This is a genomic window from Nodularia sp. UHCC 0506, assembly GCF_034931045.1.
Taxonomy (GTDB): Bacteria; Cyanobacteriota; Cyanobacteriia; order Cyanobacteriales; family Nostocaceae; genus Nodularia.
In genome coordinates this window covers 1-14635 of sequence record NZ_JAYGHH010000017.1, presented here as the reverse complement: position 1 = coordinate 14635, position 14635 = coordinate 1, and the positions used below count along the sequence as shown (strand labels likewise).

The 14635-nt window shown below is 39.8% G+C and carries 15 protein-coding genes and 1 pseudogene; 6 read left to right on the top strand and 10 right to left on the bottom strand.

Annotated features, from left to right (window positions below; genetic code table 11):
* Window positions 1–111: 111 nt before the first annotated feature.
* Complete coding sequence (locus tag VB654_RS12120; RefSeq protein WP_323214017.1) at window positions 112–1173, bottom strand: GTP-binding protein; 1062 nt, start codon at window positions 1171–1173, stop codon at window positions 112–114.
* A gap of 203 nt (window positions 1174–1376) precedes the next feature.
* Between VB654_RS12120 and cysS the strand changes: the two genes are divergently transcribed.
* The 5 genes from cysS to VB654_RS12095 all read left to right on the top strand — a co-directional run bounded on the left by cysS (window position 1377) and on the right by VB654_RS12095 (window position 8322).
* Window positions 1377–2825, top strand: a complete 1449-nt coding sequence (cysS, locus tag VB654_RS12115; protein ID WP_323214016.1) for a cysteine--tRNA ligase — start codon at window positions 1377–1379, stop codon at window positions 2823–2825.
* Window positions 2826–2969: 144 nt separating this feature from the next.
* Window positions 2970–4088 carry an AI-2E family transporter gene (locus tag VB654_RS12110; protein ID WP_323214015.1) on the top strand — a complete coding sequence of 373 codons (1119 nt, stop codon included), beginning with the start codon at window positions 2970–2972 and terminating at the stop codon, window positions 4086–4088.
* Between the two features lie 429 nt (window positions 4089–4517).
* A complete protein-coding gene (locus VB654_RS12105) occupies window positions 4518–5246 on the top strand; it encodes a hypothetical protein (protein ID WP_323214014.1) in 729 nt (242 codons plus the stop codon).
* A 157-nt stretch (window positions 5247–5403) separates the two neighbouring features.
* Complete coding sequence (locus VB654_RS12100; RefSeq protein ID WP_323214013.1) at window positions 5404–6843, top strand: TldD/PmbA family protein; 1440 nt, start codon at window positions 5404–5406, stop codon at window positions 6841–6843.
* Window positions 6844–6975: 132 nt separating this feature from the next.
* The gene (locus tag VB654_RS12095) at window positions 6976–8322 is read left to right on the top strand and encodes a TldD/PmbA family protein (RefSeq protein WP_323214012.1); all 1347 of its coding nucleotides are present in this window, start codon (window positions 6976–6978) and stop codon (window positions 8320–8322) included.
* Between the two features lie 279 nt (window positions 8323–8601).
* On the opposite strand, the gene VB654_RS12090 is transcribed toward VB654_RS12095, so the two are convergent.
* The 9 genes and pseudogenes from VB654_RS12090 to VB654_RS12050 all read right to left on the bottom strand — a co-directional run bounded on the left by VB654_RS12090 (window position 8602) and on the right by VB654_RS12050 (window position 14281).
* Entirely contained in the window at window positions 8602–9303 is a 702-nt protein-coding gene (locus VB654_RS12090; protein ID WP_323214011.1) for a hypothetical protein, read from the bottom strand.
* 114 nt (window positions 9304–9417) lie between these two features.
* Complete coding sequence (locus tag VB654_RS12085) at window positions 9418–9597, bottom strand: hypothetical protein (protein ID WP_323214010.1); 180 nt, start codon at window positions 9595–9597, stop codon at window positions 9418–9420.
* A gap of 44 nt (window positions 9598–9641) precedes the next feature.
* The gene (locus VB654_RS12080) at window positions 9642–10418 is read right to left on the bottom strand and encodes a hypothetical protein (protein ID WP_323214009.1); all 777 of its coding nucleotides are present in this window, start codon (window positions 10416–10418) and stop codon (window positions 9642–9644) included.
* Between the two features lie 166 nt (window positions 10419–10584).
* Window positions 10585–11115, bottom strand: a pseudogene (locus VB654_RS12075) (hypothetical protein); the annotation flags it as partial.
* Window positions 11116–11421: 306 nt separating this feature from the next.
* The gene (locus VB654_RS12070) at window positions 11422–11658 is read right to left on the bottom strand and encodes an eCIS core domain-containing protein (RefSeq protein WP_323214008.1); all 237 of its coding nucleotides are present in this window, start codon (window positions 11656–11658) and stop codon (window positions 11422–11424) included.
* Window positions 11652–12158 (bottom strand): hypothetical protein, encoded by a 507-nt coding sequence (locus VB654_RS12065; RefSeq protein ID WP_323214007.1) that lies wholly within the window; start codon window positions 12156–12158, stop codon window positions 11652–11654. The genes VB654_RS12070 and VB654_RS12065 overlap by 7 nt, the downstream gene beginning before the upstream one ends.
* A 21-nt stretch (window positions 12159–12179) precedes the next feature.
* On the bottom strand, window positions 12180–12518 hold the full coding sequence (locus VB654_RS12060; RefSeq protein WP_323214006.1) for a hypothetical protein: 339 nt from the start codon (window positions 12516–12518) through the stop codon (window positions 12180–12182).
* A 169-nt stretch (window positions 12519–12687) separates the two neighbouring features.
* Entirely contained in the window at window positions 12688–13395 is a 708-nt protein-coding gene (locus tag VB654_RS12055) for a hypothetical protein (RefSeq protein ID WP_323214005.1), read from the bottom strand.
* A 382-nt stretch (window positions 13396–13777) separates the two neighbouring features.
* On the bottom strand, window positions 13778–14281 hold the full coding sequence (locus VB654_RS12050) for a DUF6714 family protein (RefSeq protein WP_323214004.1): 504 nt from the start codon (window positions 14279–14281) through the stop codon (window positions 13778–13780).
* A gap of 90 nt (window positions 14282–14371) precedes the next feature.
* Between VB654_RS12050 and VB654_RS12045 the strand changes: the two genes are divergently transcribed.
* A complete protein-coding gene (locus VB654_RS12045) occupies window positions 14372–14587 on the top strand; it encodes a transposase (protein ID WP_323214003.1) in 216 nt (71 codons plus the stop codon).
* The last annotated feature ends 48 nt before the right edge of the window (window positions 14588–14635 follow it).

The window sequence follows — 14635 nt, the reverse complement described above, 5'->3', positions numbered from 1 at the left end:
ATCAGTTATAGCAACCGCCAAGGAAGTTAGGACATTGTTAATTGCTGAAAGTCTTGAATTAACTTGATTTCTACTCAGCACTTTGCTTTAACTGTTAACTGATTTAAAATCTCAGCTTGTAGAAGGAACAAGGCAATTTTCTAACTGAGACATTAAAGTGTCACGATCTAAATTTTGACCAATCAACACTAACTGAGTTTTTGGTGTACCTTTCCATTGGTCATCATCTAAGGTGAAACGTTTGCCGCACAGGTGGAAAATATGACGATTAGGACTTTCTTTAAACCAGAGAATTCCTTTAGCCCGGAAAATATTTGCAGGTAATTCATTATCTAAGAAATACTGGAATTTTCTGATGGCAAAAGGTTGGTCACTTTGGAAAGATATGGAAGTGAAACCATCATTTTCTAAATGGTGGGAATGATCATGATGGTGGTGTTCATGATCATGATCATCGTGTTCACATTTTGAGTGATCATGATCATGATGGTCGTGATCATGTTTATCTGCTTGATCAAAATATTTTTCAGATGCAAACAAACCCACACTGAGAATTAAAGGCAATGGAACTTGCGATCGCTCGGTGCGAATAATTCTAGCATCTTCTTTGACTGCATTGATTTTTCGTTCCAAATCATTCAAAGCTGCTTCATCAACCAAATCAGCTTTGTTGAGGATAATAATATCACCGTAGGCGATTTGACTATATGCAGCTTCAGAGTTAAATAAATCTAGGCTGTAGTTAGCTGCGTCTACTACAGTAATAATTGAATCCAGACGGGTTAAATCACGTAATTCTGTACCAAGAAAGGTTAAAGCTACTGGTAACGGGTCAGCTAAACCTGTAGTTTCTACTACCAAATAATCAAGATGATCTTGGCGTTCTAAAACTTGGTAAACTGCATCTACTAAATCATTATTAATGGTGCAGCAAATACAACCATTACTCAAAGCCACCATGTTTTCATCTGTGGAGACAATTAGCTCATTATCAATGCCAATTTCCCCAAATTCATTGACTAAAACAGCAGTTTTTAACCCTTGTTGATTACTGAGGATATGATTTAATAAAGTTGTCTTACCACTACCAAGAAAACCAGTGATGATTGTAACTGGCATTCCTTGTTTGGGTGCATCCATTGCTGTAGATTCGGAAGTAAATACTGATTGCATAGCGTTGTGATTAAATATCAAAAATTAATTCGTAATTCGTAATTCGTAATTCGTAATTCGTAATTGCGATGCTGTTAGGGGTTCATTTTTCGGGAGGGGATGGTTTATTTCTGCCGTGGCGTACTAGCATAGGGATGATGGGCTGTGATTGCAGCTGTTTTACCCTATTATTACGTATCTCCAGATTTGATAATTATTCTGTTATGACCCTAACTCTTTACAATACTCTCACCCGTCGTCAAGAAGCATTTGCCACAGTGGAACCAGGTAAGGTGAAGATGTACTACTGCGGTGTGACGGTGTATGATTACTGCCATTTGGGTCATGCCAGAGCTTGTATAGTGTGGGATGTAGTGCGTCGATACCTCCAGTTTATCGGTTATGAGGTGCGTTATATCCAAAATTTTACCGATATCGATGACAAAATTCTCAAGCGATCGCGTGAAGAACGTTCATCGATGGAAGCTGTGGCGGAACGTTATATCAACGCCTATTTTGAGGATATGGGACGATTGGGAATTAAACCGGCTGATGAATATCCCCGTGCGACTCACGCCATGAACGGGATTCAGCGCTTAATTCATGAGTTGGAAAATAAAGGTTTTGCTTACCCGGCTGACGGTGATGTTTACTATGCAGTCCGGCAGTTCAATGAATATGGTAAGCTTTCTGGGCGTAAATTGTCAGATATGCAAGCCGGAGCGAGCGATCGCGTCCAGATAGAAGATCCAGAATATCAGAAAAAGAAAGACCCCTTTGATTTTGCCCTGTGGAAAGCCGCAAAACCAGGAGAACCCGCTTGGGAATCATCTTGGGGGCCAGGTCGTCCGGGATGGCATATTGAATGCTCGGCAATGGTGCGCGATCGCCTGGGTGAGACAATAGATATTCATGCTGGTGGTGCTGACTTAATTTTTCCTCACCATGAAAACGAAATCGCCCAATCAGAAGCAGTCACAGGTAAACCCCTAGCAACTTACTGGCTACATAACGGCATGGTGAAAGTTGATGGTGAAAAAATGTCCAAATCCTTGGGCAACTTTACCACCATTCGTGACCTGCTAGACCGAGGCGTTGAGCCAATGGCAGTACGGTTATTTGTCCTAATGGCGCAATATCGTAAACCAATTGATTTTACCGACGATGCGATCGCAGCTGCAACGAATGGCTGGCACACCCTCAAAGAAGGTTTACTCTTTGGTTATGAATACGGCGAAAAACTGGGATGGGAATTGGGGAATGGAAAAAATGTAACTTCTGAAATTCACATTCAGCGTTTCCAAGAAGCGGTAAATGATGACTTTAATTTTCCCGGTGGGTTAGCAGTCTTATTTGAACTAGCCAAGGAACTGCGCCGCCAAGGAAATATTATTGTGCATCAAGGTAAAACCGAAACATCTCCAGAAGAGTTACAAAAACAGTGGCAAACCTTGGTGATGTTAGCAGAAGTTTTCGGTTTAGTCGCCCAACCAGAAACCGAAACTATAACAACCGCAGGTTTAAGTGATACCGAAATAGAGAACTTGATTGAACAACGACAAGCAGCCCGAAAATCCAAGAATTTTTCCGAAAGCGATCGCATTCGTGATCAACTACAAGCAGAAGGTATTACATTAATTGATAGCCGTGATGGTACTCGCTGGCATCGTTAGAAGAGGCAGGGGGGAAGAGGCAGGGGGCAGGGGGCAGGGGGGAAGAGGCAGGGGGCAGGGTGCAGGGTGCAGGGTGCAGGGGGAGAAGACAGTAACTTCCCAATGACTAATGACAAATGACCAATGACAAATGACAAATGACCAATGACAAATGAACAGCGTAAATCTATTTCCTTAGCTGACCTCTTGCTAATTGTCGCCGTTTTCTTGCTCGTAGTCTTACTGTGGCAATTACGGAGCTTGATCCTAACCTTAATGATAGCTGTAGTCATAGCAGCTGCGATCGCGCCCTTAGTTAACCTCGCCGAAAGATTACATCTTCCCCGTTGGCTAGGCGTAATTGTCGTATACGTCAGCCTGATTTTTGGCTTAATTGGCGCGGGTTTAATTATTGGCCCATCTGTTTCAGAGCAAATTCAGCGATTAACTAGCAAACTGCCAATTTATTTAGATAATTTGTTAATTGCGTCAGAAAATTTCGCCTTACGATTGGGAATCACTCAAATAGAATCAGTAGAAGAATTCTTTGACCTCCAATCAGTAACAAATTGGTTATTTCGTTCTAGTCAACAGTTACTCGTGCGTTCCTTCGGCTTTACTCGTGGCTTTATTGGCGGCGTAGTCAATCTAATTTTGGCCTTGGTAATGTCTGCCTATATGGTAGCTGGAAGCAAAAACTTAATTAAAAGTCTAGTGAGTCTGTTTCCCCAACCCTGGGATGAACGTCTAGCCGACCAAGTTATCCCTATTTCTCGTCGCATGGGGGGATATATCCAAGGGCGAGTTTTAGTTTCCGCCATTTTAGGGGTTGTGATTACTTTAGGTTTAAGAATTTTGGGACTATCAGAATTTGCCTTAGCCCTGGGCGTAATTGCTGGCTTTACCAACTTAATTCCCTTTGTCGGCCCAGTATTAGGGGCAGTTCCGGCTTTAATTGTGGCAATTCCTCAAAGTGGCTTAACTTTTTTTTGGGTATTGCTGTTATTTGTAATGATTCAAAACTTAGAAACTTATGTACTTGACCCTTTACTGGTAGGTTCTTCAGTGCGAGTCCGTCCTTTATATCAACTTTTAGCCGTACTGGGAGGAACCCAAGTTTTAGGTATTATTGGCGCTGTCATTGTCCCGCCTTGGGTAGCTGGTGTCGGTGTACTGGTGGAAAATCTTTATTTACAGCCAAAATTGTTAAACGAAGAAAAATCCGCTATTTATAAACTGGCTTTAAGTGCAGATAATCAACCAACATCAGATGCAGGTAAATAAGTTGGTGATCATAAAGCCAACTATGTTAAGTAATGTAAAAATATGGTAATTTAGCTCGTAGTAAGGGCTTTAGCCCTTAATTCATAACTTTACTCCTGACCACAAACCTTTACTTATTTACAATGACTTACTTCATACATCCGATGGAGTTTTTCAACGTGTAGAAAAATAAATTGACTGCTGTCTAAGTACATAGGTTTAGCATAGTACCGCCGGGAAGTCAAAAATCTTATCCTCTAGGCTTTGATTGATTTTCAATAGTCTGTTTATTTACGCCTTACTGTACTAGTAGCAATTGAATTGTAACTTTAGATACTGTTTTCTATGATTAATTGATATTCCTAGAATCTTTTGATCTGAACTAGGGAATTTTTTAAGTGGGGAAAATTTTGTGTTAATGTTAAAAACACGACTAAAAAATAAATTTCTATGCCGCAGCCATCTACTAGTGATGTAGAGTTACCAATTCATATTTCCGCTAAAAAATTTACACAGAATTTAATTATAATAATTTTATTTCTTACCCTAACTGGCGCTATAAGTGGTTATTTTTTGGTTTCCGGGTTCTCTTTTCCCAGTTCAAAATGGTTTTACGAACTGTTTAGCCTGGATGAAGAGCTAAATATACCTGCTTGGTATTCATCCTTCATGTTATTATTTTGTTCGGCATTATTAGCAGTCATTACTTTAATTAAAAAAGCAGATAAATATTTTATTTATTGGAAAAATCTATCTTTAATATTTTTTATTTTCAGCCTAGATGAAGCCTTTAGCTTTCACGAAATTTTAATCATTCCATCGCTAAGAGAAAGATTTAATCTCAGCCCAATATTCTTTCATACCTGGGTTATATTCGGGATTCCTGCGGTTATATTTTTTGCATTTAAATATTCTAAATTTCTCTTATATTTACCTAAAAAAACTCGGTATTTATTCTTGATTGCTGCAACTTTTTATGTAGGCGGAGCGCTGGGGATAGAAATGGTAGGTGGGTTTTTAAGAGCATCTTTTGGTCGGCTTGCCCCAATAACGACAATTGCCATATTAATTGAAGAAGTCCTGGAAATGATTGGACTTGTAACTTTTATCTATGCCCTGCTAAATTATTTGAGCAGTTTCAAAAAAATGATTAATCTCAAAATCTATATAGAAAAATAGGGTCAACCCCTAGCCAAAAAACTTATTACAGAAACTCCATTATCTGCTATATAAAGGCTAGTAACTCGTAGAGTTGTACCTTATGCTATTTTAAATTTAGCACCAGTCATTGAGCTAGTATCATTGGGATATTTTTCTGATCAATCTTAATATAAATATGTGGTCTGAACTTACACAAGCGATCGCTAATCTTGATATTCCAGCTGATTGGATTGGGATTAGAGCCGTAAAAGAAAATTCCTCTACTCGTTATGTTAGAGATGGCTTACCGCAAATTAACGGCAAATCCTCCACTATGGGAGCAATGCTGGAAGTTTTAGTGAATGGCTGTCTCGGTTATGCAGCCACTAATTCCCTAGAATTGTCATCACTACAAGCCGCAGCCCACACAGCTTATCAACAAGCATTAGCCGCAAGCAAATGGTGGATATATCCTTTTAAAGAAAGTCAACGCCCCAAAGTCGTAGGTGAATATAAATCTCCGTATTTAGAACCATTCGATACACTCAGCCCCGGAGAAATCAACAATTTACTAGTGCGTATTTGTCAAACCCTGAAAGTTGATGACAAAATAGTGCAAACTTCAGCCAGCGCCAGCACCACAGAACGAGAAACTTGGTTTATTAGTAGCAACGGCTCAGAAGTTTACCAAAAAATTGTATCTTTAGGAACACATTATGGGGCGATCGCTCAAGATGGTACAGTAGTCCAACAACGCAGTAACAATGGTTGGCAAGCACACTGCTATCAAGGCGGATGGGAACTATTAAAACAAGACCAATTATGGCCGCGAGTCCAACAAGTTGGAGAACAAGCCATAGAACTGCTAACAGCCGCAGAATGTCCCAACACCCGCACAAATTTAGTCTTAGCACCAGACCAAATGATGCTGCAAATTCACGAAAGTGTCGGACATCCCCTAGAAATTGACCGAATTTTAGGAGATGAGCGCAACTACGCCGGCGGCAGCTTTGTGAAAAAAAGTGACTTTGGCAACCTAGTATACGGTTCACCGCTAATGAACATCACCTTTGACCCCACAGTACCCGGTCAATTTGCCAGCTACGGATTTGATGATACAGGGGCAGTGGCGACACGAGAGTATGTCATTAAAGATGGAGTCTTACAAAGAGGTTTAGGCAGCTTAGAAAGCCAAGCCAGAGCCGGGATATCAGGTGTAGCTTGCGCCCGTGCATCCTCATGGAACCGTCCCCCCATTGACCGCATGGCAAATTTAAACCTAGAACCAGGAAACGCCAGCGTAGAAGAAATGATTGGCAGAATTGAACACGGCGTTTACATGGAATCAAATCGGTCTTGGTCAATAGATGACCGCCGTCATAAATTCCAATTTGGTTGTGAATACGCCAAACTAATCGAAAACGGTAAACTCACCAAAACCCTGAAAAATCCCAACTATCGAGCCACAACCCCAGAATTTTGGCAAAGCCTCACCCAAGTCGGGAATAATGAGAACTGGCAAATGTATGGTACAGCCATGTGCGGTAAAGGCGAACCCAATCAAGCCATTGGAGTAGGACACGGTTCCCCAGTTTGCGTATTTGCCAACGTCGAAGTCTTTGGTGGTGGTCATTAGTCATTGGTCATTAGTCATTGGTCATTAGTCATTGGTCATTGGTCTAGGAATGACGCAAAAAATCTCTCAAAAACTCATTCCTCTGTGTCCTCTGCGTCTCTGTGGTTTTTTCCTCATTCTCAACTCCTCATTATGAAAATTGCCGAATTATCTACCTTAGAAATCAGCTTTAATCAACTAATTGAAACCCTACTAATTAAAAAAACAGCAACCGAACAATTCACCGTCAAACTTAGCAGCGAACAAAGCCAATTTACCCGATTCAATCATGCAAAAGTGCGACAAACCGGATTAGTTGCAGATGGTTCCATAGAACTGACATTAATGGAAGACCAACGCAGCAGTTTTCGCTCCTTTCCCTTCACTGGAAACTGGGATAAAGATTGGCAAACAGCATACACAGCTTTACTCGAACTCCGCGAAGAATTGACACTATTACCAATAGACCCCTATTTAGTTTTACCATCAGGAAATAATACCAGTCGTGAAATAAACTCAGGGCAATTATTAGCAGCAGAATTAGTAGTACCAACTCTATTAGAACTGGTAGCTGAATTAGATTTTACTGGGATGTATGCGGGCGGAGTCGTAATTAAAGCCTATGGTGATTCTCAAGGTCAAAAACACTGGTTTGCTACTGATACTTTTACATTAGATTATTCTTTGTTTGATAACTGTGGTCAAGCCGTTAAAGGTATCTTTGCCGGCAGTAATTGGGATGAAACCGCTTATATCGCCAAGATTAATGAAGCTAAAACCCAACTGCAATTACTTTCTCGTCCCGTTAAACAATTAACACGGGGAAAGTATAAAACTTATTTTGCACCGGCGGCTGTTGCCGATTTATTGGGGATGCTTTCCTGGTCTGCTGTGAGTGAAGCTGATTTACAACAAGGAAACAGTGCTTTAGCCATGCTATCGCGCCAAGAAAAACAACTTTCGCCCAAGTTTAGTTTAAAAGAAAACTTTCAACAGGGTTTTGTACCACGTTTTAACCAATTGGGAGAAATGGTGGCCCCGGAATTACGTTTGATTGAAAAGGGGATTTTAGTAAATACTCTGGTTAATTCTCGCACGGCGAAGGAATATGGCAAAACTGCCAACGGTGCGAATAGTTCCGAAACTTTACGTGCGCCGGAAATCAGTCCGGGAAATTTAGGTTTTGACGAGATTATGGGGAGTTTAGATACAGGACTATATGTATCGAACTTGCATTACTTGAACTGGAGCGATCGCTTCACTGGTAGAATTACAGGTATGACCCGTTACGCTTGCTTTTGGGTAGAAAACGGTGAAATCGTCGCCCCCATTGAAAACTTACGCTTCGATGAAAGCCTTTATCGCTTCTGGGGAGAAAATCTGGTAGAGTTCACCAATTTTCAGGAATTTATCCCCGAAGTCGGAACCTACGAAAGTCGTGATTTGGGAGGTAGTTTGGTTCCTGGGATGTTGGTAAATGATTTCACCTACACCTTGTAATACCGCAAAGCGGAAGTCAAAAGTTAGCCAGCACAGTCTTAGGGGTTTCCTCCATGAGCGACTGGCGAACCCCGAAGGGGTCAAAAGTCAAAAAGCTGATTATATAGATTTTGCACTTAAAACTTCAAGAATAGTTCTAGAGATGCACGTTGAAAAACCACTTAATCCGTATTAGGGATTGAAACTTACGAATTGACGGCAAAACTTCTTCAAGTATTTTTGTTCTTAATTTCACATATTTAGTCTGGGAGAGCCAGAAAAACTACGCTTTTTTTAACTTTAATTGATATCATCAACGAAAATCTCATCCGGTTCTTGGCTCAATAGTTCAGCTATTTCTGGAACTATTAAAACATACATATTATCTATCCAATACTCTAGTTGTCGCTCTATCAACTCTAAATTAACATCATCAGGATAATTCCAAATCTCCTTTTCTCTAAGCCATTTCACCACCTCTTCCCATTCTCTAGCAAAAACAGCATATCCTGCGGCGTTAAATACAGGCATACGTTCTTTGGGAACATATTCTCTTTTTTGGGTCTTTTCCCAGGCTTCAGGATCATCAGCTTCCCACACATTAGTTCGACGAGCATTAATTACTGAGTCAATAGCGCAAGTACAAGATGAAGTGACTGTGAATAAATCATTTTGATGAGAATAAGCCAGCAAGACACCATCACAGCTACGTATATAGCTGACTTCTGCTGTAAAGGATTTTACGGTACGCATATCTACTCCTCTACCAAATGTCTCAAAATATTTGGAGATATCACTGATAATTTGTCTTGGTACTGTGATATCGGGATACTTCCTCTCAAAGATGGTCAGATAACGTGACATCATAAAGATAGCTAACTCTATTTGCAGGCTAGTAGGTAAACCATAAAGAACACGAAAGCAATTATCGGTACGAATATTTCCATAAGGATCATTGATACCGGCGATTAGATCATCAAGTAATTTTTGTCTTCTTTGCATGGTTGGCTAATTTTAAAAATCTCAGGGCAGTTCAACTCGCAAATACCTATCTCCGCATATTTCTTCAGGATAAATATTGGTTTTTGCTTTGCTTAATCCAACCTCATAGACTAATTAATCATCATTCATGTCATCAACGAAAATCTCATCCGGTTCTTGGCTCAATAGTTCGGCTATTTCTGGAACTATTAAAACATACATATTATCTATCCAATACTCTAGTTGTCGCTCTATCAACTCTAAATTAACTTCATCAGGATAATTCCAAATCTCCTTTTCTCTGAGCCATTTCACCAGCAATTGGCATTCCCGAAGAAACACCAAGCGATTAGTGTTTGTTACTCGACAAGTAAACTATCTTCTGAGGACTCTATCCAAGCAGTGCGGCATTCTTCACAATAAGAACCATCAAAAGTGCGATCATCGCTTGTAAGTATTGCACCACAAGTAGGACAAAAATCTAAACTACGAGCTGAGGGATGGTAATTTTGATTTAGGGGTGTAGATACCATTCGCCAATAATCGTCTCTGGCTTGCCGATCCGGATCTGCTTCTAGATTGAGGCGCAAAGCTTGTCCGTACAATTTTTGTGCATCCAGCCAAGAGCGAGTACCTAACACTTCAGCCAGACACTTTAGTTTATCTTCTAATTGCTCCCATCCTGTTGCTTCTTCTCCTTGGTAATTAGCAACTTGAGCAACTGTATCCAAGGAAAAACGCAAATTTGAAGCCAATTCCTGTAGTTCTAGATGTAGCCTAGCAGAGTCGTCTATTTGTCCATCATTAGGTAGCTGTGTAGCCAGGGTTTCCCAGTTTATCTCTTGGCAACCTAGCTGTTCGCCAAGTTCGAGCAGGGATGGCTTTCCCAGTATTTGTCCTGCTAGTTTAAGAGCTTCTGCAAGGTGGTGTGTAACATCATGTTCTATGTCAGAGGTGACATCAATCATTCCCGATAGCACTTCCTGGAAAGTTTGAGAGGTCTGGGGAAAAGTACCCAATAGCGCTGACATTTTCTTGACTAGGCTAGTCATATCCCAATAAAGTTCCCTTTGGTGAAACCGTAGTTCCTCCAAAGGTTCTGTATTGGAAAAGTCAGGTAAATTTGACTGAGACATAAGATAAGAATAAGAATTATCGATTGACAGAACTAAGTCTCTTAACTGGAATATTAACCTGGCGGCAAGAAGGGTGGCGGATTTTCTCCCATTTTATTAGCAGCTTCTATCAGCCGTTTTTCGATCTCAATAATCTGTTCCTCGGTGAATTCTTTACGCAACAGTTTTTGCCGGCTAACTGACCTGTTTTCAAGTCTTTCAGGCTTTTGAGCTTGCGAAATAATGCTTTTAGAGTAGACCCATCAGCAATCCAAATTCGTTCAAAATTATTCAGTGCAAACTTAACACTATCTGGTAGAGGTCGTCTCACTCTTTGCTGCCAATTGAGTTGTAAACGAGGTAGTAAATCTTTAAATACTCGCTCAAACAATTCAGCAGGAAATACTAAAAATCTTTGAGCAAGAGATTGTTGAGCCACATTGGTTGCACGACACCATAATAAATCTTCTCTTGCCAATAAACGATTTAGTTCTTGTACTCCAGGAACTTGTCGCCACAATAAAGTTAATACTGCGGCTACCATCATAGATAAATTGATAATTCTATCTCGTAATCCTAACTGCTTGTAATATTTTTGTTGATTAAAGATAGCCGGAGTTAATAAAGCTTCTAAGTGAGCAGCAATCGCTTCATTATCTATAGTAGGAGTATGATGTTTTTGTGTGTGGTCAGAGTTGTGTTTTGGTTGCTTGGGCATGGCGGTAAACCAAACTTTTTTGTGAACTCGCTTAATAATTGAATTTACCGAATAATGTTGCCCAATTTTGATAAAAGTATTCGGTCGTTACAATAGTTTTTAAATGAAGATTTTAGCTATTCACCAGTTTATCGATAACGATAATCAAACAAAAGGGGGAAGGAGTCAAGCGACGCTTGACTCCTTCCCCCAAACCTATGCGCGATTATCATTCTTATTTGAAGTATTTTGAGTATTTTAACTGATTGACAAAATGCGGTTTATCTTAACCTCTCACGAATGGGTATAGGTTGACCTGTTTGATTTTCAAACCGATTTACCTGCCCCTACCCTAGCCGCCACCTCATCAGCGTGCTGCTCATATTTATCCCCTACTTGACCAACACCACCAGATAACTGCACCTTTCCCGACTGCTGTTGCACTACATGCGCCGCTTCATGTGCTGCTAATTCCACACTCGGCGCTTCCTTAAATGCAATCTGATTACCACTAGCATAAGCTGCTGCCCCCATCTGTTTTACATCAATATTTCGAGTCAGCAATTATCAAGTAACTCTAGAAAATCTTGACCTGCTTCGTGAATATCTTCAATGTCACTCTGCAAAGCTTTTGTAGCCAGTCTTCGTGTTAGCTCAGGATCAATTTCAATGTACAACTCTAGCAGGCGTCTATATTCCTCATATTGGTAATAAGGATCTACCGCGTTTAATATAGGGTCTGCACTTTTTTCGATGTTTGCTAACAAAAATTCCTTGGGTAGCGAGAGTAATACTTCCCTAACTAAGTCAATATCTGAATGAGCAGTACTAGCTGAATCAACCAATTCATCGAAGAAAGATAGACGTTCTTCGACATTTAAATATAAAAGCAGGCGCAAAGCTGTACCTCTGTCTCCAGCGATATTAAGAGCTTTCTTGATTATCTGTGTTTTGTTTTTACAGCCTATTAAAAACTCCCGACGCTCCCAATAAAATTTTCCCTCAGAACGCTGGAAATTATTCCATAAAGTAATATCGTTTTCTATGAGTGGTTCTTGTTCCATAAATTTTCCTTATCTTTTATATTACTTTCTGCCTGCATATTTCCAAGGGAGGCTTAGGAAAAGTTCGCTAAATGTTAGAAATAGCATCCTCTCCACTGGAAAAGCAGTGGTTGGTGGAGTGATCGGCTTAGGATGTCGAGGGGGTTTTGGCTGCTGCGGCAAACGAGGACGACCAGTTCGTGGATCGATTTGATCATTTGCTGTTGGTAGGGGGTTCAATAGTCCCCCAGGTATTACAAGCGGAATAATCCAGGGTGCAAATTTAGTGGCTGGGGCTAAAATTGGAGGAATACCAGTTGGTGGGGGTAATACTGGAGGCGGTGCAACTGGAGGCGGTGCAATTACCTGTTGTTGTACCACTTCACTTGCTTGGGTTACTATATTCTCTTGAGCAGATTTATCACTGTACTCAGCTAGTAAATCCTTAATAAAAATCTAAGGGCAGTTCAACTCGCAAATACCTATCTCCACATATTTCTTCAGGATAAATATTGGTTTTTGCTTTGCTTAATCCAACCTCATATACTAATTAATCATCATTCATGTCATCAACGAAAATCTCATCCGGTTCTTGGCTCAATAGTTCGGCTATTTCTGGAACTATTAAAACATACATATTATCTATCCAATACTCTAGTTGTCGCTCTATCAACTCTAAATTAACTTCATCAGGATAATTCCAAATCTCCTTTTCTCTAAGCCATTTCACCACCTCTTCCCATTCTCTAGCAAAAACAGCATATCCTGCGGCGTTAAATACAGGCATACGTTCTTTGGGAACATATTCTCTTTTTTGGGTCTTTTCCCAGGCTTCAGGATCATCAGCTTCCCACACATTATCTCGACGAGCATCAATTACAGATTGAATAGCGCAAGTACAAGATGAAGTGACTGTGAATAAATCATTTTGATGAGAATAAGCCAGTAAGACACCATGACAGCTAGTTACATAGAGTCCTTCTGCTGTAAAGGATTTTACGGTACGCATATCTACTCCTCTACCAAATGTCTCAAAATATTTGGAGATATCACTGATAATTTGTCTTGGTACTGTGATCTCAGGATACTTCCTCTCAAAAATAGTCAGATAACGTAACATCATAAAGTAGGTGAGTTCTAGTTGCAAATCCGTAGGTAGACCGTAAAGAACACGAAAGCAATTGTTCATACAAGTATCTCCATAAGGGTCATCGATACTTGCGATAATATCATCAAGCAATTTTTGTCTTCTTTGCATGGTTGGCTAATTTTAAAAATCTATTGGATTACTTCTTAATTTCAGTAGCTAAACTTGTTTAACTACATCTGAATTTTCTGAGGTGGCAATTGAGGAATTATTTTTAGGTAAAGCGCCTTGTGGTGCTAATTCACCAGCATCAGGTACTATCTTCTTTGGTAAAATAGCACAATATTCTGACTTTTTTTCCTCCTGAGTTTTTGGATCTTTTTGGCAGCATTCACAACAAATTATAGAAGCAATATAATTATTTACTTCATCCCGAACTTCATGATGGGAGCCACCACCAAAGACATCGCATCTCCAGTGGACTCGTTGTAGGCGTAAGCCTTCTCAAAGAGTACGAAGAATCTCAGCATCTAAAGACTTTGAGAGTGTCAAATCAAATGTTCTCACTTCTCCAAAATCTTTCAATTGCTGTGTTTATATCACCCAGTGGAAAGTTGCCGGAATGTTTAGTCAACAAGAACTTCAAAAATGATCTAATAGCTGATTTTTGAGTTAAACTGAAGAAACTAACTCGCAAAAGGAATCGCTTCATTTCAAATCCCTGCTCTTCAGGAGCCGTTAAACTATAAACAACGTTGTTAGTGATAATATCTGCTTCACGATAAAATTGTATTGAAGCAAGAAGATAAGCTGGTAAATAAAAGCGGTAAGCTTGCGGAGTAAAAAATAATAAGCTATCAGCATTATACCGTAGTGTTTCTAGAGGTATTGTTTTCCAGTCTTTGCCTCTAAAATCTCTGGCAATTTCTTCACACTCAAGATGGTTTCCACTATTATCATACACAAGTTGATCATCTCTGGGGTATTGGCTAGTAGAGAAAGCCCCTTCAATCTCTCGAATTAAATTTTCTATGTGTCTTTTTGAAGACTTAGACATAACGATAAAGACCTTTATATTTCATAGACTAGAAGAAGAAAATCAAATGACCATGAAAATCTACGTCACGACCCGATATTTGCGCTCTGCGTGGAAAAAGTGGTGAATTCGTCACAAGAATCAATGAAATTTGAAACCTTTGAGACTATCCGTACAAAGTTATTGAAGCTAGGATCTGTTATTACTATTAGTAAACGACGGGTTTTAATCGCAATTAGTAATGCTTGTCCTTATCAGGAGATTTTTGCAACGATTTATCAGTGTTTATCTCGAATACCAAGTCAATCGTTAATTATGACATCATAGAATTCGTAAGTCATCACTAATCCTAATTTTTAATAACTGATTTTTTGC